The organism is Deltaproteobacteria bacterium (genome assembly GCA_019308905.1).
Classification (GTDB): domain Bacteria; phylum Desulfobacterota; class BSN033; order WVXP01; family WVXP01; genus JAFDHF01.
Genome location: JAFDHF010000005.1, coordinates 63,815 through 84,180, shown reverse-complemented (window position 1 = coordinate 84,180; position 20,366 = coordinate 63,815). Strand labels below are relative to the sequence as shown.

Below are 20,366 nucleotides of genomic sequence, written 5' to 3'. Positions count from 1 at the left end.
TTGAGAAAAAGGACCGTTCTCTCTCTCCTCTTCTCTCTCTTCCTGGTCTATCTCTTTCTCTCCCGTACGACTTTCAGCGATATGGTCCACCATCTGACAAATGTGAACCCCCTGTTTCTGGTCCTTGCTTTTCTCTCTCATTACACGGCTTATCTTTTCCGGGGCTACAGGTGGCGCACGATGATCCGGCAAGGCGGGTTTTCGGGGACTACCCTCGATCTGGCGAAGATCATCTTCCTTTTTCAGAGCATCGATTGCGTACTGCCGGCCAAACTCGGGGATCTGTACGGGGCTCACCTCATGAAACTCAACTTCTCCCTGAGCCGCTCCTTCTCTCTGGGTTCAATATTCCTCTGGCGGATCTTCGACTTCTCCGTGGTCATGGCTTTCGCGGTAACGGCAGCGGTCTTTCTCTTTGGGAGCCGGATTCCTCCTGAACTCCTCCTGGCCATCAAGGTGGCCGTTCCCTCTCTCCTGGCCCTCCTGGCCCTGATGGGGCTCTTCTTCCACTACCATCGGTGGCTGCCTCTGCGCTTCAGATCGGAAAGGCTCAAGGGCCTGATCGACTCTTTTCGCCGAGGTCTCAAGCTGAACGGAAAGATCGTGCCCTCTCTGCTTGTCACCACATGCCTGATCTGGCTCCTGGAAGCCGGGCGGTTCTTTTTTGTCTGCAAGTCCATGGCGGTTGAAATCGATGTCGTCTCTGTGCTATTCGTTACTTTCTGCACGGTCTTCTTGACGGCTATCCCCTTTACGCCCTCTGGGCTCGGAGCCGTCGAGTTTGGTATGCTCGAACTCCTGGCTCTGGTGGGAGTCGCATCCTCTGCTGCCTATCCTCTCATTATCTGGGACAGACTGATCGCCCACTGGAGCCAGATCGTGTTGGGCATGGTTCTCGCTCTTTTCAGCAGGGCCGTCAATCTCAAGATATGGCATTTCGAGGAGGAAGGCGTCTCCTCCTCCACAAAAAGCCTGGCACCTTCGTAGAGAGGTCCGTATCTATGGCTCAGACACGGAAGAAGTACCAAAGAATCCTCCTCATGAGAATGCACTCCCCCCTCATCGGAAAGGTGAAACACCCCCACCACGTCTATCCACCCCTGCCCCTGAAGTACATGGAGGCATTGCTCAGGAGGGACGGCGGCTACGAGGTCAAGTTGATCGACTCTTGGCTTCCCTCCGAGGCGGGAGAAGATCTTGTCGGAAAGGTGAAGGCCTGGTCCCCCGACGTTTCGATCCTCATGGCAAACCCCGTGGACAGCCAGGCGGCTTTTGAATTCGGCACAGAGATCAAGAAAGAGGACGGCTGCTTCCTCGTGGCCGTCGGCCAGGAGGTCGGATTGAATCTTGAGAGCTTCCTGTCCGCCACCTCCCCTTTCGATGTGGCCCTGCCCGGAGAATCCGAGGTCGAGGTGCTCTCCCTTGTAAACAGACTCAATTCACGGGGGCCGGAGAAGGTGAGGGCCCTCTATCGATCCTCTTCAAACGGTCTCAAGCCCTTCTCCGTGAACGATGCAGACGGCCTCCCCTTTCCCACTTACGATAGAAGCGAAATCGACAGCTACTGCTTCAGTTCGTATCCCCTGAGGATGAAGAAGAAGGCTCGGTGGGGGTTCGTTCTCAGCAGCCGGGGCTGTCCCTACGGCTGTTATTTCTGTTCGCCCATAATGAGGAAGACTTACGGGGCAAAGGTCAGAACCAGGAGTGCCGAGAACGTGGCCGACGAGATCGAGCATCTCATGAGCCTCGGCATCAATGTCATCTCCTTTGAAGACGACGACCTGACGGCAAGAAGAGAGCATGTCCTTTCCCTCTGCCGCGAGATAAGAAAGCGGAAGCTCAAGATAAACTGGATCAGCCATGCGAGGATCGACGAGCTCGATCCGCCCCTCATGAAGGAGATGAAAGAAGCGGGGTGCATACTTCTCAGGCTCGGTGTGGAGACGGGTTCCGAGCGGGTTCTCAAACTCTTTCGCAAGAACCCCCGGGGAAAGAACTGGGAGGAGACGTGCAAGGCGGTCTTTGCCGAGGCCAGACGGCTGGGGATCGCCACCAACGCTCTGGTCATCATCGGCAGCCCTGGGGAGACACGACAAGAGGTGGAGGCCACGATTCGCCTTACCCTGGCTCTCGACCCGGACCTGATCCAGGTCCACTTCTTCACCCTCTACCCGGGATCACCCGCCTACGACGAGTACAAGGACCGCCTCCCCCGGGACGAGATATCGAAGATGCATCACTACAACCTTCCCCTGGTCAACCTGAGCCGCCTGAGCCAAGAGGAGTTGTGGGAGTTGAGGAGCCTCTTTTACAAGAGGTTTTTTCTCAGACCCTCCTTCGTCCTCAAGCATATCTATCACTACGGGATCTTCTACATCCAGAATCCGAAGGTCTTCCGGCAGCTGTCCAAGGTGACCGGCATTCTCTAGGAGCTCGACCATGTGGAAAGCCTATCCAAGGCACAGCGTCAACCTCTCGTGGGGGTGCTACTGGGCCGTAGCCAAGGTACTCGCTCAGGCAAAAGTCCTGAGGGGTCCTCACGTGGAAAGATTCGAGCAGGACTTCGCGGATTTTATCGGCACCCGCCATGCCATCGGGTCCTCCTCGGGCAGGGCGGCCATCTACCTGGCCATCAGAGCCCTGGAGTTGCGTGAGGGGGATGAGGTCATCATGCCGGCTTACACCTTTCACATAGTCCCGCTGGTGATCAGGGCGTGCGGCCTCAAGCCGGTTTTCATCGACGTGTCCCCTGCCACATACAACCTGGATGTCTCCCTGATCGAGAAGAATATCGGCGAAAAGACAAGGGCCATTCTCGCCACCCACATGTACGGTCAGCCATGCGATCTCGACCCGATCCTGGATATAGCGGGCAGGAGGGGATTGAAAGTCATCGAGGACTGCGCCCATGCCTGTGGAGCCACTTACAAGGGCAAGAAGGTGGGCTCCTTCGGTGACCTGGGGGTCTTTACCTTCGCCATGGCGAAAAACATGCCGTGTTTTGGAGGGGGCATGATCACTACAAACGATCCCGCCCTTTACCGCCGCCTTGCCGAACTGGTCCGGCCTCCCGGCCGGAGCAGGCACAAGAGCCTCTGGAAGGAGGTCATGGTCACTTCCGTCAACTACTTCTGCACCCGCCCCAGGATATTCCCCCTCTTCATCTATCCGATCATGCGGATCCTGGACGCCGCAGGGCTGTCGGCCTTCGACAGGAAACCCGGGCAGGAGACCGTTTCTCCATCGGAGGTCCACGGGAAGTATCAGACGCGGCTGACCAACCTCCAGGGAGCCGTCGGTCTCCGGCAACTCAAACGAATCGAATCGATCAATTCGAAGCTCAACGAGAACGCCCGTCTCTACAACAGGGAGTTGAAGGGACGACCCAGGATCAAGATCCCCCGAATCCCCCGGGGCAGAACCCATACCTTTCTCTATTACAGGATCGAGGTCCCTGACAGGGAGTCGTTGCGCAGAAAGCTTCTCCGCAGAGGTGTGGACACGGCCCCTGATGATATGTCCGATTGCTCAAGCCTCCCGGCTTTCAGCCACTACCAGGTGGATCTTCCCGTGGCCCGGGCCTTACCGGAAAGAATCATGGAGATTCCCAACAACCCCGACCTGCGCGAGGAGGATATTCTTTATATGGCCAGATCGATAAAAGAGGCGAGTGGGTAGCCCGGCAAAACACATACCCACGGCTGGAGGTGGCAAGGCTTCCCGGAACGAAAGTCTGCCGAGCGGGACATGCTCTCTCTTTGCCGGGAGGTTTCGTGCCCCTCCTTCGGAGCAGCCACGATGAGAGACCGAGGATTCCTACCCTTCTCAAGACCTTCAATCGGCCCTGAAGAAATAGAAGAGGTGATCGATACCCTCAAATCGGGCTGGATCACGACCGGCCTCAAGGCCCGGAGATTCGAGGAGGCCTTCAGGGCCTATGTGGGCTGCAAACACGCCGTGGCCCTTGCCTCTGCAACAGGGGGGCTCCACATCGGTTTGATGGCCATGGGAATCGGTCCGGGGGATGAGGTGATCACCTCCCCCATGACATTCGCCGCTACTGTCAACCAGATAGTCCTTCTCGGAGCCCTCCCGGTTCTCGTCGATGTGGAACCCGAGACCCTCATGATGGACACCCGGAGGCTCGAGGAGCGGATCACCGACAGGACGGCCCTGATTCTCCCCGTCCATTTTGCCGGAGCCCCGGCCGATATGGATGCAGTCCTGGAAGTGGCGGAGAAACACAACGTCAAGGTCCTCGAGGACGCGGCCCACGGCCTTGGGACCCGTTACAAGGGCCGCCATATAGGTGCCATTGGAGACGGAGGGGTGTTCAGTTTCCACCCCATAAAGAACATCACCACAGCCGAAGGCGGGATGTTTGTCACAGACGACGACGACCTGGCCGAGAAGGTCCGCATCCTGAAGTTTCACGGTCTCGGCGGGGAGGCATGGCAACGGTATCGCCGCAGTGGTGTTTCTCACTACGACGTATTGATGCCGGGCTACAAGTACAACATGACCGATCTCCAGGCATCTCTGGGTATCCACCAGTTAGCCAAACTCGATACCTTCAACCAGCGGCGACGAGAGCTGGCAGCCCTCTATGATCGTCTGCTCGCCTCTGTAGAGGTGGTCGATCTGCCCGGAAGGCCCTCGTATGACCACCGGCACGGGTGGCACCTCTACGTGGTCAGGTTGAGGACCGAGAGGCTGACCATCGATCGAGACAGGTTCATGGAGGAACTGAAGGCAAGAAACATCGGCACCGGCTTCCATTTCAAGGCGGTCCACCTCCACGACTACTACAAGAGAACCCTCGGATACGGCCGGGGAAGCTTCCCGGTTGCCGAAGACGCCTCAGAGAGGATCATGTCCCTGCCCCTGTTCCCCGACATGACCGAGGAAGACGTGAGGGACGTGGTTTCCGCCATTCAGGATGTCGTCCGGACCTATGGACGGCGAGATCGACCCGGTGCTCCTGGAGGACCGTGAACAGCGGCACGCATAGGCAAAGGCCGCAAGCCGCGCTGCTGCCGGACGGAGGTTGAGGAAACAGGTTGGCCGGTAAAGTCCTTGACACGGAAGGAACCAGACCGAGGTCTTCTATGACAGCCGCACGGAAGAGGGCTCCGTATCTTTCGGTGGTCATCCCCGTCTTCAACGAGGAGGAGAACATCGAGAATCTCGTGGATCGGCTCTCAACGGTTCTGAGGGGGTTGGGCAAACCCTTTGAGATCATCTTCGTGGATGACGGGAGCAGTGACGCTTCTCTCGAACTCCTGAAAAAGGCCCGGGAGAAGATGAGGGAGATCACGGTCATCGCCTTTAACCGAAACTACGGGCAGCACGCCGCCGTGTTCGCGGGTTTCGAGCACTCCTCCGGAAAGATCGTCATCACCCTCGATGCCGACCTCCAGAATCCCCCGGAGGAGATCCCAAAACTGGTCTCCAAGATGGAAGAGGGTTACGACGCGGTGGCCACGGTCCGGGAGAACCGCCAGGACTCCCTCTTCAGAAGGGTTGTCTCCCGTCTGATCAACCGGATCACCGCTCGGATAACAGGGGTCGATCTGAAGGACTATGGATGCATGCTACGGGCATACAGCCGCAGCGTGGTGGAGAGTATGTGTGCTTCCAGGGAGCTCTCGACCTTCATACCGGCACTGGCTACAACCTATGCGGCTAGGACCGCGGAGATAGAAGTGAGGCATGAGTCGAGACATGGCGGGACGTCAAAGTACAGCCTCACCCGCCTGATCGCTCTGGAGTTCGACCTCCTCACCAGTTTCTCTCTCTGGCCCTTGAGGATGCTCATGGTCCTCGGAACAGGGATCTGCGCCGCCGGTATGGGCTTCGGCCTTTTCCTGCTGATTATGAGGCTCATCAAAGGGAGCGAATGGGCTGTAGGGGGGACGTTCACCCTCTTTGCTATTCTCTTTTTCTTTGTGGGGGCCCAGTTTCTCGCCTTCGGCCTCCTGGGCGAGTATGTCGGGCGTATCTATGGAGAGGTGAGACACCGGCCGAGATTCGTCATCAAGGAGGTCTATGGCCACAGGGGAAGAGCCCAGTGAAAATCGCGGTTCTGGCTTACCACAACATCGGATGCCGGTGCCTGGAAGTCTTGATCCGAAAGAAGCAGGACGTGGTAGGGGTCTTCACCCACAGGGACGATCCGGGAGAGAACATCTGGTTCGATTCGGTGGCAGATCTTGCACGGGCCCACGGACTCTCCTGTCACTTTCCCGGCAACATCAACGACCCTCACTGGGTCGATCTGCTGAAGAGCCTCCGGCCGGATCTGATTTTCTCCTTCTATTTCCGCCAGATGCTCTCAAGACAGATCCTGGAGATCCCTGCCAAGGGGGCGATCAATCTCCATGGTTCATACCTGCCCCGGTATCGTGGAAGGTGCCCGGTCAACTGGGTTCTTGTGAAAGGGGAAAAGGAGACAGGTGTCACCCTCCACTACATGGTGGAGCGCCCGGATGCGGGAGACATAATCGCCCAAGCACGGGTCGGTATCGACTTCGAGGATACCGCCCTCACCCTCCATCACAAGATGGAGAGAGCCGCTGCCCGCCTGTTGGAAGACGCACTTCCCCGGATCCTGGCCGGAACCAATCCGAGGATCCCCCAGAACCCCTCTGAAGGATCGTATTTCGGGGGAAGGCGCCCCGAGGACGGGCTGATCGACTGGACCAGAACCAGCATGGAGATTCACAACCTCGTCAGGGCCGTGACTCGCCCTTACCCGGGAGCCTTCACCTTTCTTGGAGGAAGGAAGGTCTTCATCTGGAAAGCCAGGCCTGTCGATGTGAGGGAAGCGGCACCTCCGGGCAGTATCCTGGCTACCGAGGAGGGCCTTCTGGTTGCAACCGGCGACGGAGCGATAAGAGTCATTGAATGCCAGCTCGAAGGTGGCCCTGAACTCGGCGGCTTTGATGATCTGAGGGAGGCCTTCGGCGGGGCGGACCGATTCGACCTTGAGGAGACAGTCTCATGAAAATACTGATTCTCGGTGTGAATGGCTTCATAGGCAACAGCCTGGTGAGGAGAATCCTGGCGGAGACCGACTGGGAGATCTACGGGATGGATCTCTCCGACTCGAAGCTGGCCCACTCCATGGGCCATTCGAGGTTCCACTTCATAGAGGGGGATATCTCGATCCACAAGGAATGGGTCGAGTATCACGTCAAGAAGTGCGACATCGTTCTTCCCCTGGTGGCGATCGCCACGCCCATGTCCTATGTGAGGCGTCCCCTCGAGGTCTTTGAACTCGATTTCGAGGAGAATCTGAGGATCGTCAGGCTCTGTGTCAAATACCGAAAGCGCATCGTCTTTCCCTCCACCTCGGAGGTCTACGGCATGAGCCGGGATTCCGATTTCTCAGAGGACACGACCCATCTGGTCATGGGACCCATCTGCAAGCAGCGCTGGATCTACGCCTGTTCGAAGCAACTCCTCGACCGTGTGATATGGGCTTACGGGGCTGCAGGGCAGCTCGATTTCACGTTGATCCGCCCTTTCAACTGGATCGGCCCCCGCCTTGATGACATCTATGCAGCCAAGGAGGGCAGCTCCCGTGTGGTGACCCAGTTCATCATCGACCTCGTCCAGGGCCAGCCGATCAGGCTGGTCGACGGGGGGGAACAGCGGCGCTGTTTCACCTACGTAGAGGACGGGATCGACTGTCTGATGAAAATCATAGAGAACCGTCAAGGCATATGCCGGGGCGAGATATTCAACATCGGCAATCCGGACAACGAATGCAGCATCAAGGAACTCGCCCTAAAATTGAGGAAGCTCTTCGTGGAGCACCCGGAGGGGGCCGGGCGGTCCGGTGTATCGGAGATCATAGAGGTCCCCTCATCCGAATACTACGGCAAGGGGTACCAGGACATTCTTCTGCGGAAACCCAACATCGATAAGGCACGCAAGCTCCTTGGCTGGGAACCCAAGACCGGTCTGGACGATGCCCTGAAGAAGACCCTGGAATTCTTCATCCAGGAGAGCAAGGCCAACGGTCTGGAACTACCCGCTCAGGAACCGGGGAAGTCACCCGAGAGTGTAAGCCCATGGAAGAGCGTGTCATCGCCCTCAAAATAGACGTGGACACCCATCAGGGCATGAAGCTCGGAGTGCCCACCCTGTTGGCCATTCTGAGGGATTTCGGAATTCAGGCCACTTTCTTCCTCTCCTTTGGTCCTGACAACTCGGGAAAGGCGGTTTGGAATCTCCTGCGAAGACGGGGTTTCCTCTCAAAGATGATCCGCACGAGGGCTCCCCGTCTTTACGGGCTGAGGACCCTTTTCTATGGGACCCTCCTGCCGGCTCCCCATATCGCCCTTGCCTTCCCCGAGACGGTAAGGCAGATCGACCGGGAAGGACACGAGATAGGGGTCCATGCCTGGGATCACCGGAGATGGCAGGACCACCTCGACCAGCTCTCGAGACAGGAGATTGGACAGGAGTTCGACAAATCCTTCCGTGCATACAGGGAAATCCTGGGGCGGGATCCAAAGGCCACCGCCGCTCCGGCATGGTATTGCACCCGGGACAGCCTCGAAGTCCAGGAGAGCCTCGGCCTGGACTACTCGAGCGACACCCGTGGAGAAGGCCCCTTCTATCCCCGTATAGGGAAGAGGGTCTTCAAGACTCTCCAGATCCCCTCAAACCAACCGTGCATAGAAGAAATCATCGGCCTCAACGGCATGAGCCGGGCCGGCCTTGTAGCCTACCAAATCGCCAGGTTGAAAGAGAGAGAGCCAAACGTGTTGGCCATTCATGCCGAAGTGGAAGGAAGACTCTACACCGACGCCTTTTCCCGATTGTTGGAGGTGGCCCTGGGCCGGGGCTTCAGCTTCCTGCCTCTTGACCGGGTCTGCAGCCTTGCAAAGAAAAAGGATCTGCCGGTCAGGGAGATCGCCTACCGTCAACTTCCGGGACGGAGCGGACGCGTTGCGGTTCCTGTGGGTGATTCCGGCTGAACCAGGCAAACAGGACCGTCCCCGCAAATGTCAGGATGGTGGCAAGGTAGAAGGCCCATTCGACCCCAGACAAATCAACGATCAGGCCCGAAAGAATCGGCCCGATGGCCATGCCGATGCTCATGGCCACCGTGAACATGGCCGCAGCCGAACCCATACCGAATCTCCTGCCCTCCTCAACCATCAGGGCCGAGGCAGCCGACAGGGAAACGGCACCCCCGAGCCCCCCCAGGGCACAGAGCCCCAGCAGCTGCCAGAAACTCCGAGTCGAGGGGATAAACGCCAGGAAGGGAACCAGGATAAGGCCTCCGATAACGACGAGGAGTCTCCTGCTCAACCTGTCGGCGATCCTGCCTGCACAGACCTGGAACAGAGACATGAGCAGAATGTTGACCCCCAGGACCGTTCCGATGAGACCCGGGCTCAAACCCACGGAGAGGCCCGCAAAGATCGGCAGGAAGGCGGTGAAGGTTCCTCTTCCCAGGGCAAAGGCCAACCGGTAACAGAACAGCCCCCTACTCGTGCCGCTGGTGCTCATCTGCCTGAAAGAGGAAACATGACCTGCCCTCATTTTTCCTCTCTTGCTGTCTGGGAGAAACAAGGCGGCTATCAGAAAGGCGAGCAGGTTAAGCCCTCCCATGGCGGAGAAGGCGACATTCATGCCGAAGTGCTCCGTCACGGCCCCTCCCATAAGAGGGCCGAACCCGAATCCCAGCAGGAAGGCGGCGTTGAAATAGCCCATCCACCTCCCCTCTTCATCCACGGGGGAGATGTCTCCCACATAGGCCTGGGCTATGGGGAATATCATGCCGCCCGCGGTCCCATGGAGGAGGCGGACCAGGGTCAGCCGCACAACACCGTCGGCCCATATGTATCCGAGGGAGACGACCGAATACGAGAGAAGGCCCATACAGATGAAGAACTTCCGGCCGTTGCGATCGGAAAGCCAGCCGAAAAGGGGCATGAATATCGCGCGGGTGATGGAGAAGCTCGAAAAGATTATCCCTATCCAGATGCCGGATGCTCCCAGGTTCTCGGCGTAAAGGGGCAGCAGAGGAGCGATGATCCCCGCTCCCAGCATGGAGGAGAAGACGGAAAGAGCCAGAACGGGAAAGGCCTTCTTTATCATGGGAGTGTCTCGAGCGCCACGGGGCTTTGCCCGGCTCCATACCGCCTGCCGGCATCCTTGAAGGGTCGAAGAAACATTCCCAGAACCAGGGAACTCCCCCGAGCCCATACCGGAACCGGTCGGCTCTCTGTCTCCGGGCGATCATCACGGTTCAGCCCCTCCGACGCTCGCCTTGAATGGTGAGAGCCCCGCCGGGCAAGAGACCCCGTTCCTCCCACGGTCCCCCGCACCACTGCAGCGGGCTTTGCCTCCCAGCAGGGGCTCTCCCGGCGAAGACCACCGGATTCCCCAATCCAGGCGATCTTCACGGGGACGCTTCTCGGTGACGACTAGCTAGGCTACCAGGAACCACCGGCCCGGTCAAGACAAGGGCCTTGTGGTGATGTCATCGATGGCCCTTGGCAGTGTCGAGATCGGCCGGTCCGACCGGATGCGGCCGTTGGTCTGGAGCACGAGGTTACGCCGGAAGGCTACAGCGCAAATAGCTCGGCCCGCACGGCCCTTGAAAAGGAAGCCTCTTTCCTTTAGAATCCGATCCGGCTGATCCTGCCGGTCAAGCCGCCTTTGTGGCAGGAGAGGGGGAGAAGAATATGGGAGTTCTTCTCCGGTTCTCACGAACGGCCTGCTCAATCAACCAGTGAAGAGGGGGAGAAAAATGGGGAAGCCAGTGCTCACCGGAGAGACTGAGATAGAGAGGGAGTATCTTTCTCGAACAGAGAAATCGCGAATACTCGACGAGACAGCCTGTCTGTACCTGCCCGGGGGAAGCACTCGGTCTACCACAGACACCCGGCCCTACCCTATCTATATGGAGATGGGCAGGGGGTGCTTCCTCGCCGATGTGGACGGGAACGAATACATCGATTTCATGAACAACTTCACGGTACTCATCCTAGGGCATGCCCACCCTCGGGTGAATAATGCCATTTCGAAACAGATGGAGAAAGGCGTAATCCTCGGGGCTCCTTCGCAGAGCCAATATGAATTGGCCCAGTGCCTGTGTGAGCGTGTCGACTCCGTGGATAGAATAAGATTCTGCAATACGGGGACCGAGGCGGTCATGTTCGCCCTTCGGGCAGCCCGGTCCATTACCGGGAGAAACAAGGTGGTCAAAATGGAAGGGGGCTTCCATGGTACCACCGAACAGATGGAGATCAGTGTCTCCCCGGATCTCTCCCAGGCCGGTCCCGCAGACGCTCCCGTCCCCCTCCCCGACACGGGAGGTATCTCCCCCGGGGTTTTGCAAGATGTACTGATCGCACCTTTCAACAACATCGAAGCCACGGAGAGAATTATCCGGGGAAACAGGGAAGAGATCGCAGCGGTCATCATAGAACCGGTAATGGGGGCAGCAGGGATGATACCCGCCCAAAGGTCTTTTCTCGAGTTTCTTAGAGAGATCACCGACCAGTATGAAATCATCTTGATCTTCGACGAGATCATCTCCTTCCGGCTCGCCACCGGGGGTGCACAGCAACTCTATGGAGTCCGGCCGGACCTCACGACCTTCGGAAAGATCATCGGCGGAGGCCTGCCCATCGGGGCTTTCGGCGGTAGGGAGGATATCATGGATATCTTCTCTCCAAAGAGGGAAAACCCCCTCCACCACTCAGGAACATTCAATGGGAACGCCCTCACCATGGCAGCGGGACTCGCCGCCATGGAGGAAGTGCAGGAGTCCCTGATCTCCGGGATCAATCAGACCGGAGACCGCCTGAGAACGGGCATCGAGGAGATCATGCACAGAAAGGGGATCAAGGGGCAACTCACGGGTGTGGGTTCTCTCATGAACCTCCATCTTTCGACCAGGCCCGTGACGGACGTGAGAACAGCCCGGGCAGACCGGGACTCGACTCTTCCCATAAACGATCTCCTCTGCCTTGCTCTGAGGAACAGGGGCATCTACACTCCAGCAAGGATCATGCTCTGTATCTCGTCTCCCATGACAGGGAAAGAGATTCACCGTGCTCTGGAGGCTTTCGATGACTCCCTGGATCAGTTGAGGCCCCTGATCGAGAAGAGTTGCCCGGAACTGCTCTATTAGCCTGCTGGTCCCTGCCTCGAATTCACATCCTCCTGACGGCCCCCGACCCTGATGAGGACTGCGAGCTCGATCCCTCCCCCTTCTGGGAAATCGATACGAACCTTTGCCCGAGAGCGATCACGGACTCGCGGGGGGATCCTGAGCCGGGTTTTCCGGATCGACTCCTCTATACCCCGCCCCCGGCATCGCCCGCAGATCAACCTTCCCACTCTTCCACTCCCATGGCACCGCACACACGGCCCTTGCCACGGGATATCCAGCCCCATCTCTCCTCCTCTTCTCGCCTCCTCAGGGGTAAGGACTATCTCCAGGGTCGGGCCCTCCCGTTCTTTTGGCCCTGAATCCGCCCACCAGCGGCCAAGGAGCGGATTCAAACCCGAAAAGAGATGCTCTACATAATCGAATATGCTCGGCGCCCAACCCGCGAAGGGAACGTCATGCCAATGCCCGACAGGCGAGGAACCCTGACGGCTCAGCTGCTGATTGTAGTCTTTCCTTTTTGCAGGGTCGGAAAGGGTTTCGTAGGCCTGTTGAATCTCCTTGAACTTCTCCTCATTTTCGTGTGAGACATCCGGATGAGACCGCTTTGCAGCAGCTCTGTATGCTTTCTTGATCTCCCCCAAATCCGCTTCCCGACTTACACCGAGGATCTCATAGTAGTCCTTCTTCATCTCGACCCTTCCAGGGGAAACCGGATCTGTCCCAGGCACCAGGGCATTGGGAAAGGGGGCTCATGTTCCGGAGCCCCCTGATCCCTCTCAACTGGTCGTCACCTGTATCTTTTGAGGTTTCGCCTTCTCAGCCTTTGGCAGGATCAGCCTGAGAACCCCCTGCTCCATCTTGGCCGTGATCTTCTCCTGATCGATCACGTCGGAGATGGTGAACTGTCTGAGATAGTCCCCCCACTGGAATTCTCTATGTACGGAAACCTCCTTTTCTCCTTCCACACGATCGATCCTGCCATAGATCGTGAGGGTACTGTCCCTCAAGTCGATATCCACCTTCTTGCCGTCAACACCGGGCATATCGGCAAGGATGGTGATTTCGTTCTCATTCTCTAGAATATCAACGGCCGGTATGAAGACCGGACCGGGCCGGGTGGTCTCTCCTCCTTTCCTGTCCAACTCTTTCTTCTGCTTCACTGCCATCTCCTTTTTTGTCGTCATGGCAACATCCTCCTTGGGGTAATCGATCACGACGCGCTGACGGTTATCCTCCGGGGTTTGGCCTCCTGGCTCTTGGGAAGGGTGACGGTCAACACACCGTTTCTCAGCCCCGCCGAGACCCTGCCGGGATCCACCTTCTCAGGGAGAGCCATGACACGCCTGAAGATTCCGCCTTCTCTCTCCTGCCGGTGGTAACTCGTACCCTCCTCTTCGGTGGTGACTTTCCGCTCACCCCGGATCATGAGGCGACCTTCCACAACGGTCACGTCAAGATTCTCCGGCTTGACACCGGGAAGTTCCGCTCTCACGTAGAAATTCTCCTCGTCCTCGCTGAGGTTTACCGCCGGATATGCCCGGCTCAGAAAAGGCGCGCTTTCGCTTCCAAAATCGTCGAACAGCCGCTCAACTTCCGCTCGAAGCCGTTCGAGTTCACTGAAGGGACTGGATTCGGTCTGCCACCGAACAATCGCCATCTCCATCTCCTCCTTTCCGGTTTGATCTGCCTATTCTTCTAGTAAACACCTTTCCCCGGATTTCAAGGCCCTGAGGCAGAGGCCTCGGCCTCCAATCGATGCCCTGCCTCGTCCTTCCTTCTCCCATTTCGCCCCGGGCGGGCACGGCCGGTCTCAATCGGAAACCGTCAATTGCCCGGGGGTGTTGCCTCCCCTTCTCAAAAGCAGGTATATATCTAGTCGGCACCGAAGAACGGCCGGGGAAAGGAAATTACAGGGTTTCCGTGGTGACTCCCTTTGGCGTGTGGAGTGGCTCCGATGGGTGAGCTCCTTTTTTCAGGGGGCTGGACCCGGTTCGAGGTTGAGACCTATCCATGGTGGAACGAAGGTGGCGACCTACCTCTGGATATGCTGCATTGTTTTCTTTGCCGGGTTTACACAGGGAGTTTCCGGTTTCGGTTCCGTTCTGGTCGCCCTTCCCTTGCTTGCACTCTTCCTCGATGTGAAGACGGTGATTCCCCTTGTGGCTCTGTGCGGTCTGTCCATCACGGTTGTTCTGCTCATCGGGCTTCGGAGGTTTCTCGACTGGAGAAAGATCTATCCCCTGGTTGCAGGGGCTACCCTCGGTATCCCTGTCGGCGTCTTCTTTCTGAAACAGGTCGACAGCGCGGTGATCCAAAGTGTCGTGGGATTTTTCTTGATCTCCTATTCAGCTTACGCCCTCCTGCGACCTTCAACTCTACCCGGATTGAGAGGGCCGTGGTCCTATGTGTTCGGCTTCCTGGGAGGCTGTTGCGGAGGGGCCATCGGGGCCGCCGGTCCTCCGGTAATCGTCTATACCTCCGCACAGCCGTGGAGCAAAGATCAGATAAAGGTGACCCTGCAGGGTTTCTTTGTCACCTCGGACCTGATGGTCGTGGCAGCCCAGGCTGCCGCAGGCGTGACCACCCTTTCTGTCGTAGGATTCTTCCTGATCTCCTTGCCAGCCCTGACTCTCGGTACTTACCTCGGCTCCCATGTCTACGGAATAATAAAAGAGGTTTGGTACCGAAAGATCATCCTGATTCTGCTCGCCTTCTTGGGGAGCCTCATGATCTACAAGACCCTATGAGCCTTCCCTGACTCTCGGTCCCCGGAGGAATCCACCTCGGCCGATGGAAGGGACATCCCTTCCACACACGGGACGAGGTCTCTTGCACCTGCACCGTGGCCTGATGAAGCCCCACCCAAATGATCAGGGGCTCCATGCAAACCCGGAATAGGGCATCCGTGGCCGGGGAGGCATAAGGACCTGCTCACGCCAAGGAGGCAAACGATCTAAGAGTCGAAAACTCGCGGGAATCCTCGATCGAAAATTCAGTAAACTCCGGAAGGCACTACCTTGACTTTGCCGCTGGATCTGATTTAATGGCGGTAACAATCAGGCCACACCAGCAGCTTTCCCTCAGGGGAGAGGAGGGAAACAAGGGCCGTGGAGGCGTCTGCCTGTGGAAGAGGAGAGAAGGAGTTCACAAAGGGCAAGGGTCGAGATTCCCGTTACCTTTGAACTGGGAAGAAAGACCTTCTTCGGAACCACGGCCAACCTTTCAGATGATGGAATGTTGGTCGAGTCATCCTTTGCCCGTGACAACATGAAAAAGGTCCTCAGAAGACTCCTCAAGAACCAGGACTGCCAGGTACGGGTCAACTACCTTGCCGAGGGGAAATCGTACAGCCGAAGGGGGATCATAAAGCATTACCACATAGATTTCTCTGGAGGCCGATCCGTTCACCGTTTGGCCTTTGGCGTGTGGATTCCCAAGCTTAGAATAAGACAGGAGAAAGGCCTCTGACCGGGCATCCGGTTCGCCCTAAATGTGTATGTTCTCTTCCAGGACCTTGATCTCCGACTTCTTTCTCAGATCTTCAAGCCACTGTTGGAGGAGGTAGCCTCTCTTTTCGGCATAGAGCCTCTTTCTGTACCGTTCCTTGTCGGTTTGAAATCTCTTCATGTCCACCGTCTGTTCCTCTTTCAACTCCACGACAAAGAACGCCTGACCATAGGCGACCACTCTGTCGAGCAGCCTCCTTTCAGGTGACATCGAGAATACCCCGTCCCCAAGAGCCTGGGCGGGACCCACCTTCGGAATGAAGCCGCTGCCCCTTTCAAAGAGGCCCGTCTCGTCAACCTTCAATCCCCGAGAGGCGGCAGCTTTAGCCAGAGACCCGCTCTTCTTCGCCTCCTCCAAGAGCGCCTGAGCCTCGGCCTCGGCCTTCTTTACGGCCTTATCCCGAACAAGCTCCTCTCTGACCTTTTCCTTCACCTCTTCGAAGGCCGGTATCCGAGCATCCTCCCTCTTGACCACCTTGATCAGGTAGATCTTGCCCCCGATCTCCAGAGGTGAGGATACCTCACCCTCTTGGAGAGAAAAGGCCTGATCATTGAACTCGAGATTCCCCCCCACCTCCTTGAGCCGTTCCCTCCTCGAGAAAAGCCCTGTTTTCATGAGGGTCTTGTCCCTTTGGGCCGCGTAGCCCTCCAGGTCCTTTGTATCATAGACGGAGAAGAAGGCCTCCTGGGCTTCCTCTCCGGCCAATTTCTCGCTCTTGGTACGCGCTATCTCGGCCCTTATCTTCTCCTCTACCTGCTTCAGGCTCTTTACTCCCTCCTCCTGTACGTCCTCCACCTTCACGATGTGGAAACCGTCCTTGCCCTCAAACAGGGGAGCAACCTCGCCCTTGTTCAGAGAGAGGGCCGCCTCGGCAAAGTCTGGAAGACTTCCGCCCTCTGTAACCCAACCGATGGAGCCTCCCTTCCCGGCCGAGTCTTTGTCCTCCGAATACTTCCTTGCAAGTGCCGCAAAGTCGCCGCCTTTTCTCGCCTCCTCAAGAATCCGCTCGGCCTTCTTCCTCGCCTCCTCGACCGACTTCTCCCCTTTGGCCTTTATGAAGATATGGCTGACTTTTACCCTTCTCGGAACCCGGTACCGGTCCAGATTGTACTCGTATTCCTCCCGGATTTCTTCCGCACCCACGCTGACAGACTCCAGGTAATCATCCGGGGAAAAGACCAGATATTCCACCTCCACCTTGGGCGGCACCTCGAAAAGGGAGGCGTTCTTAGAGTAATAAGCCTCGACCTCACTCTCCTCCGTAGAAACGGATTTCTCAAAGGAAGCAGCATTGAACCTGACAAACCGGAGGTTGATCTTCTCGTTCGCCAGGGCATAGGCATCAAAAACCTCTTGGTCCGATACCTCAACCCCCCCCACTCCTATCAGATCTGCGACCTTCCTGATGAGACGATTCCGCTCCTCTCTCTTTTCGAATTCATCCTCCCCCATCCCGTTCATTTGGAGCACGGCCATGAACTTGCCCTCATTGAACTTACCGTTCACCTGGAAGGCGGGATTTGAGCGAATCGCGGCCCGAATCTCCTCAGGGGTCACACGGAGACCGAGTCTCCCGGCCTCCTGGACCAGCAGAGTCTCGTCGATAATGTCCTTCAAGACCCTCTCCCTCAGGCCGAGGCGGTCGATCATGCCCTCGTCGAATTGGTCTCCATACATGCTTTGGTACAATCTGACCAGATTCTGGTATGCTTTCTGGTACTTGGTCCTGAACTGGGTATCTGTAACCTCTGTTCCATTGATTTCTGCTATGACCCTTTTCCTGCCCATTCTTCGGCCGTAACCGTAGAAAAAAACAAAGACGATGATGATAACCCCGAAAAGCACCTTAATCATCCAGGATTGCGCCTTTTTTCTCATCAGCCCCAGCATTTACTACTCTCCTTGGTCCAAAATTTGCAGATAGAAATTGTCCGCCCCCCGTTGCACGGGCCCTTGGTTTTGAAAAAGGAATCTCCCCGCGGCATAATAGACAGGTACCGACTTGGAGGAGCAAGACGGGCTCCCTCGGGCATCCCGAACGCGGAAACTCCCCTCAGGTAGGTCCGGGAACCCCGCGGCAACAGTCTTGATCTCTTCCGGTGCCTCTGATAGTATAGCACATCCGGACCACACTGGCTAAGTGTTTGACGAGTCCACTGAAAGAACGCTTATACGAGACGCGCGGGGATCTTGGATCACCAGCCGGGACAACGGGAGCCACCCGAGAGGAAGCCGAATCCCCCGGCGATGGCCCGGCGCGCCGGGAAAGAGCACCAAGCCAAGCCCATCGCTGGGCTTTAGCATGAGGAGAATCCAATGGTCTTCAACCAACTGCTCGGGGTTTTCTCCAACGATCTGGCCATAGACCTCGGTACCGCCAACACTCTCGTCTATCTGAAGGGGAAAGGCATTGTCTTCCGGGAACCTTCCGTGGTGGCCGTCCAGAAGAACTCCAGAGGAGAACAGAACGTTGTCGCCGTCGGAAAGGCGGCCAAGGACATGCTGGGGAAAACTCCGGGATCCATAATTGCCATTCGACCCATGAAGGATGGCGTGATCGCCGATTTTGAAATCACCGAGGAGATGCTTCGCTATTTTATCCTCCGGGCTCATAATCGAAAGACCTTCGTTCGCCCCCGTGTGGTCATAGGTGTTCCTTCAGGTATAACCCCGGTGGAAAAGCGAGCCGTTCGAGAATCGGCCGAGTCCGCCGGTGCCAGGGAGATATACCTCATCGAAGAGCCCATGGCCGCAGCCATCGGGGCAGATCTCCCCATTAAGGACGCTACGGGAAACATGATCATCGATATCGGCGGCGGAACCACAGAGGTGGCGGTCATCTCCCTGTCAGGGACGGTCACGAGTCAATCCATTCGGGTGGCAGGGGACAAGATGGACGAGGCTCTCGTCCAGTATGTGAAGAGGAAGTACAGTCTTCTTATCGGCGACCGAACCGCCGAGGTCATCAAGATGACAATCGGAACGGCCTACCCGGACGACGAACCCCAATCCATGGAGGTCAAGGGAAGGGACCTTGTGACAGGGATCCCCAAAACCCTGGAAATCAGTGCTGAAGAGGTGAGAGAAGCTCTGGTGGAGCCGATCAACACAATCGTCGAGACGGTCCGCATCACCTTGGAAAAGACACCTCCCGAATTGGCGGCTGACATTGTAGACAAGGGAATCGTCCTGGTGGGTGGAGGAGCCCTTTTGAAGAACCTCGACGTCCTTCTGAGGGAGGTGACCAGTGTCCCCATAACGATCGCAGACGATCCCCTCTCCGCCGTGGTCATGGGTGCGGGCAGGGTCCTTGACGACATCGAGCTGCTCAAGAATGCAACCATCGCGTTTTAGGCCATGAGGTCGAGAAACGGCACCTTCGCAAGAAAATATCGACTGTTCCTCCTGGCCTTGGTACTCCTTTTTCTCTCTTTCCTAATGATATCATCGAGCCCGGGTCAGACGTTCAGTATTTCGCTGTTTCCGAGTCTTGTCATGGAGATCCTCTTCCCATTCCAACAGGCCTACTACGGTGGAGTGAGGGCGATCAGAGACGTCATCAAGAACTACGTTTTTCTCGTCAATCTCAGGGAAGAGAACGAAACGTTGAAAAGGATGGTGGCCGAACTGCGAAGGAAGAATGCCGAACTGGCCGAAATGGCTATCGCCAACCAACGACTCAGGCGATTCCTGAACTTCAAGAAGGAGATCCCGAAACCTACCCTGCCGGCGGAACTCATTGGAGAGGATGCGTCAAACTGGTTCCGCACGATTCTTATAGATAAGGGTAAAGTTGACGGTGTCCAGAGGGGAATGGTGGTTGTCGCTGCGGCGGGACTCGTGGGTCATGTAGTCCATACCTCCCGTGACGTGTCGAAAGTCCTCCTCATCACCGACTATAACTCCTCTGTCGACGCGATTTGTCAAGACAGCCGGGCCAGGGGCATCGTCCAGGGAAAAGGTGGGGATCTCTGTGATCTCAACTACGTCTCACGGCGCGAAGACGTATCGGTGGGAAACCTGATAATCACGTCAGGTCTGGGGGGGCGCTTCCCGAAGGGATTGGTCATCGGGACCGTGACAGCCGTCGAAAAGAAGCCATACGGCGTCTTCCAGAAGGTCGAGGTTACACCGGCTGTGGATTTCAGAAAGTTGGAAGAGGTTTTCGTCATCCTCGATAAGGACTGATCGTCCGGCGGAAAGCCGCACCAGAGAAATTGGATCATGAAAATCTGGCTAACCTGTCTGGCAGCGGGGGGTGGGGCTCTTCTGCTCCAGACGACCATCCTTTCTTCCCTGCCTTCCAAACCGGACCTCGTCCTCGTCCTGGTGGTCTATCTGGCTCTCTCCCCTGTCACGTTTGCCGGCGCTATCATCGCATTCCTGATGGGATGTCTCATGGACGTGTTTGCCGGAAGTACCCCCGGCTTTTTCGCCCTGACCAAGACGGCCGTCTTCTTCGTCGTCTATACCACAAGGGGCCGCCTCAACTTCGAATCGCTTCCGGCGAGGACAGGCCTCGTCTTCATGGCCGCACTCATGGAGTCGGCCATGACACTCGCCTTGGTCCGATTCACCTCGGGACAGCCGGTCTTCATTTCTTCTCTCGGTTGGATGATTATCGGGTCTGTTCTTTCCACAACACTGGCCGCGCCCTTGTGTTTTACGGCACTCACACGGATCGGACTCGCACTCTCGTAGATGAGGAGCACGG

The 20,366-nt window shown here is 57.1% G+C and carries 19 protein-coding genes; 14 read left to right on the top strand and 5 right to left on the bottom strand.

What is annotated here, in order from left to right; all coding sequences use genetic code 11:
* The 8 genes from JRJ26_03745 to JRJ26_03710 all read left to right on the top strand — a co-directional run bounded on the left by JRJ26_03745 (position 1) and on the right by JRJ26_03710 (position 8,990).
* Positions 1-987, top strand: coding sequence for a flippase-like domain-containing protein (locus JRJ26_03745; protein MBW2056591.1), 987 nt, complete (start codon positions 1-3; stop codon positions 985-987).
* Between the two features lie 14 nt (positions 988-1,001).
* Complete coding sequence (locus tag JRJ26_03740; GenBank protein MBW2056590.1) at positions 1,002-2,429, top strand: radical SAM protein; 1,428 nt, start codon at positions 1,002-1,004, stop codon at positions 2,427-2,429.
* A gap of 10 nt (positions 2,430-2,439) precedes the next feature.
* Positions 2,440-3,678: a DegT/DnrJ/EryC1/StrS family aminotransferase gene (locus tag JRJ26_03735; protein ID MBW2056589.1), complete on the top strand. Its 1,239-nt coding sequence runs from the start codon at positions 2,440-2,442 to the stop codon at positions 3,676-3,678.
* Between the two features lie 120 nt (positions 3,679-3,798).
* Positions 3,799-4,995 (top strand): DegT/DnrJ/EryC1/StrS family aminotransferase, encoded by a 1,197-nt coding sequence (locus JRJ26_03730; GenBank protein MBW2056588.1) that lies wholly within the window; start codon positions 3,799-3,801, stop codon positions 4,993-4,995.
* Positions 4,996-5,108: 113 nt separating this feature from the next.
* Complete coding sequence (locus JRJ26_03725; GenBank protein ID MBW2056587.1) at positions 5,109-6,074, top strand: glycosyltransferase; 966 nt, start codon at positions 5,109-5,111, stop codon at positions 6,072-6,074.
* Positions 6,071-7,006 carry a formyltransferase gene (locus JRJ26_03720; protein MBW2056586.1) on the top strand — a complete coding sequence of 312 codons (936 nt, stop codon included), beginning with the start codon at positions 6,071-6,073 and terminating at the stop codon, positions 7,004-7,006. Before JRJ26_03725 ends, JRJ26_03720 begins: the two co-directional genes overlap by 4 nt.
* Positions 7,003-8,109 (top strand): bifunctional UDP-4-keto-pentose/UDP-xylose synthase, encoded by a 1,107-nt coding sequence (locus tag JRJ26_03715; protein MBW2056585.1) that lies wholly within the window; start codon positions 7,003-7,005, stop codon positions 8,107-8,109. Before JRJ26_03720 ends, JRJ26_03715 begins: the two co-directional genes overlap by 4 nt.
* Positions 8,079-8,990: a 4-deoxy-4-formamido-L-arabinose-phosphoundecaprenol deformylase gene (locus JRJ26_03710; GenBank protein ID MBW2056584.1), complete on the top strand. Its 912-nt coding sequence runs from the start codon at positions 8,079-8,081 to the stop codon at positions 8,988-8,990. Before JRJ26_03715 ends, JRJ26_03710 begins: the two co-directional genes overlap by 31 nt.
* Here JRJ26_03710 and JRJ26_03705 read toward each other — a convergent pair.
* Entirely contained in the window at positions 8,917-10,119 is a 1,203-nt protein-coding gene (locus tag JRJ26_03705) for an MFS transporter (GenBank protein MBW2056583.1), read from the bottom strand. The genes JRJ26_03710 and JRJ26_03705 overlap by 74 nt on opposite strands.
* 655 nt (positions 10,120-10,774) lie before the next feature.
* Here JRJ26_03705 and JRJ26_03700 point away from each other — a divergent pair.
* Positions 10,775-12,163 carry an aspartate aminotransferase family protein gene (locus tag JRJ26_03700; GenBank protein MBW2056582.1) on the top strand — a complete coding sequence of 463 codons (1,389 nt, stop codon included), beginning with the start codon at positions 10,775-10,777 and terminating at the stop codon, positions 12,161-12,163.
* Here JRJ26_03700 and JRJ26_03695 read toward each other — a convergent pair.
* The 3 genes from JRJ26_03695 to JRJ26_03685 form a co-directional block, all read right to left on the bottom strand.
* Positions 12,160-12,834, bottom strand: coding sequence for a J domain-containing protein (locus tag JRJ26_03695; GenBank protein MBW2056581.1), 675 nt, complete (start codon positions 12,832-12,834; stop codon positions 12,160-12,162). The genes JRJ26_03700 and JRJ26_03695 overlap by 4 nt on opposite strands.
* Before the next feature lie 87 nt (positions 12,835-12,921).
* A complete protein-coding gene (locus JRJ26_03690) occupies positions 12,922-13,329 on the bottom strand; it encodes an Hsp20/alpha crystallin family protein (protein ID MBW2056580.1) in 408 nt (135 codons plus the stop codon).
* 26 nt (positions 13,330-13,355) lie between these two features.
* A complete protein-coding gene (locus JRJ26_03685) occupies positions 13,356-13,802 on the bottom strand; it encodes an Hsp20/alpha crystallin family protein (GenBank protein ID MBW2056579.1) in 447 nt (148 codons plus the stop codon).
* Positions 13,803-14,169: 367 nt separating this feature from the next.
* Here JRJ26_03685 and JRJ26_03680 point away from each other — a divergent pair, with 367 nt between their 5' ends.
* Positions 14,170-14,892 (top strand): sulfite exporter TauE/SafE family protein, encoded by a 723-nt coding sequence (locus JRJ26_03680; protein MBW2056578.1) that lies wholly within the window; start codon positions 14,170-14,172, stop codon positions 14,890-14,892.
* 376 nt (positions 14,893-15,268) lie between these two features.
* Entirely contained in the window at positions 15,269-15,613 is a 345-nt protein-coding gene (locus tag JRJ26_03675; protein MBW2056577.1) for a PilZ domain-containing protein, read from the top strand.
* Positions 15,614-15,631: 18 nt separating this feature from the next.
* On the opposite strand, the gene JRJ26_03670 is transcribed toward JRJ26_03675, so the two are convergent.
* Entirely contained in the window at positions 15,632-17,542 is a 1,911-nt protein-coding gene (locus tag JRJ26_03670; protein ID MBW2056576.1) for a SurA N-terminal domain-containing protein, read from the bottom strand.
* Between the two features lie 426 nt (positions 17,543-17,968).
* Here JRJ26_03670 and JRJ26_03665 point away from each other — a divergent pair, with 426 nt between their 5' ends.
* Genes JRJ26_03665 through mreD form a run of 3 tightly spaced genes read left to right on the top strand, consistent with a single transcriptional unit; the run spans position 17,969 to position 20,353 of the window.
* Positions 17,969-19,006 (top strand): rod shape-determining protein, encoded by a 1,038-nt coding sequence (locus JRJ26_03665; protein MBW2056575.1) that lies wholly within the window; start codon positions 17,969-17,971, stop codon positions 19,004-19,006.
* A 3-nt stretch (positions 19,007-19,009) separates the two neighbouring features.
* Complete coding sequence (gene mreC, locus JRJ26_03660) at positions 19,010-19,840, top strand: rod shape-determining protein MreC (protein MBW2056574.1); 831 nt, start codon at positions 19,010-19,012, stop codon at positions 19,838-19,840.
* A gap of 36 nt (positions 19,841-19,876) precedes the next feature.
* On the top strand, positions 19,877-20,353 hold the full coding sequence (gene mreD, locus JRJ26_03655; protein MBW2056573.1) for a rod shape-determining protein MreD: 477 nt from the start codon (positions 19,877-19,879) through the stop codon (positions 20,351-20,353).
* Positions 20,354-20,366 lie beyond the last annotated feature (13 nt).

Coding starts and splice junctions, on each gene's coding strand:
- JRJ26_03740 (MBW2056590.1), top strand. CDS start 1,002: ATGGCTCAGACACGGAAGAAGTACCAAAGAATCCTCCTCATGAGAATG.
- JRJ26_03735 (MBW2056589.1), top strand. CDS start 2,440: ATGTGGAAAGCCTATCCAAGGCACAGCGTCAACCTCTCGTGGGGGTGC.
- JRJ26_03730 (MBW2056588.1), top strand. CDS start 3,799: ATGAGAGACCGAGGATTCCTACCCTTCTCAAGACCTTCAATCGGCCCT.
- JRJ26_03725 (MBW2056587.1), top strand. CDS start 5,109: ATGACAGCCGCACGGAAGAGGGCTCCGTATCTTTCGGTGGTCATCCCC.
- JRJ26_03715 (MBW2056585.1), top strand. CDS start 7,003: ATGAAAATACTGATTCTCGGTGTGAATGGCTTCATAGGCAACAGCCTG.
- JRJ26_03710 (MBW2056584.1), top strand. CDS start 8,079: ATGGAAGAGCGTGTCATCGCCCTCAAAATAGACGTGGACACCCATCAG.
- JRJ26_03705 (MBW2056583.1), bottom strand. CDS start 10,119: ATGATAAAGAAGGCCTTTCCCGTTCTGGCTCTTTCCGTCTTCTCCTCC.
- JRJ26_03700 (MBW2056582.1), top strand. CDS start 10,775: ATGGGGAAGCCAGTGCTCACCGGAGAGACTGAGATAGAGAGGGAGTAT.
- JRJ26_03695 (MBW2056581.1), bottom strand. CDS start 12,834: ATGAAGAAGGACTACTATGAGATCCTCGGTGTAAGTCGGGAAGCGGAT.
- JRJ26_03690 (MBW2056580.1), bottom strand. CDS start 13,329: ATGACGACAAAAAAGGAGATGGCAGTGAAGCAGAAGAAAGAGTTGGAC.
- JRJ26_03685 (MBW2056579.1), bottom strand. CDS start 13,802: ATGGCGATTGTTCGGTGGCAGACCGAATCCAGTCCCTTCAGTGAACTC.
- JRJ26_03670 (MBW2056576.1), bottom strand. CDS start 17,542: ATGCTGGGGCTGATGAGAAAAAAGGCGCAATCCTGGATGATTAAGGTG.
- JRJ26_03665 (MBW2056575.1), top strand. CDS start 17,969: ATGGTCTTCAACCAACTGCTCGGGGTTTTCTCCAACGATCTGGCCATA.
- mreC (MBW2056574.1), top strand. CDS start 19,010: ATGAGGTCGAGAAACGGCACCTTCGCAAGAAAATATCGACTGTTCCTC.
- mreD (MBW2056573.1), top strand. CDS start 19,877: ATGAAAATCTGGCTAACCTGTCTGGCAGCGGGGGGTGGGGCTCTTCTG.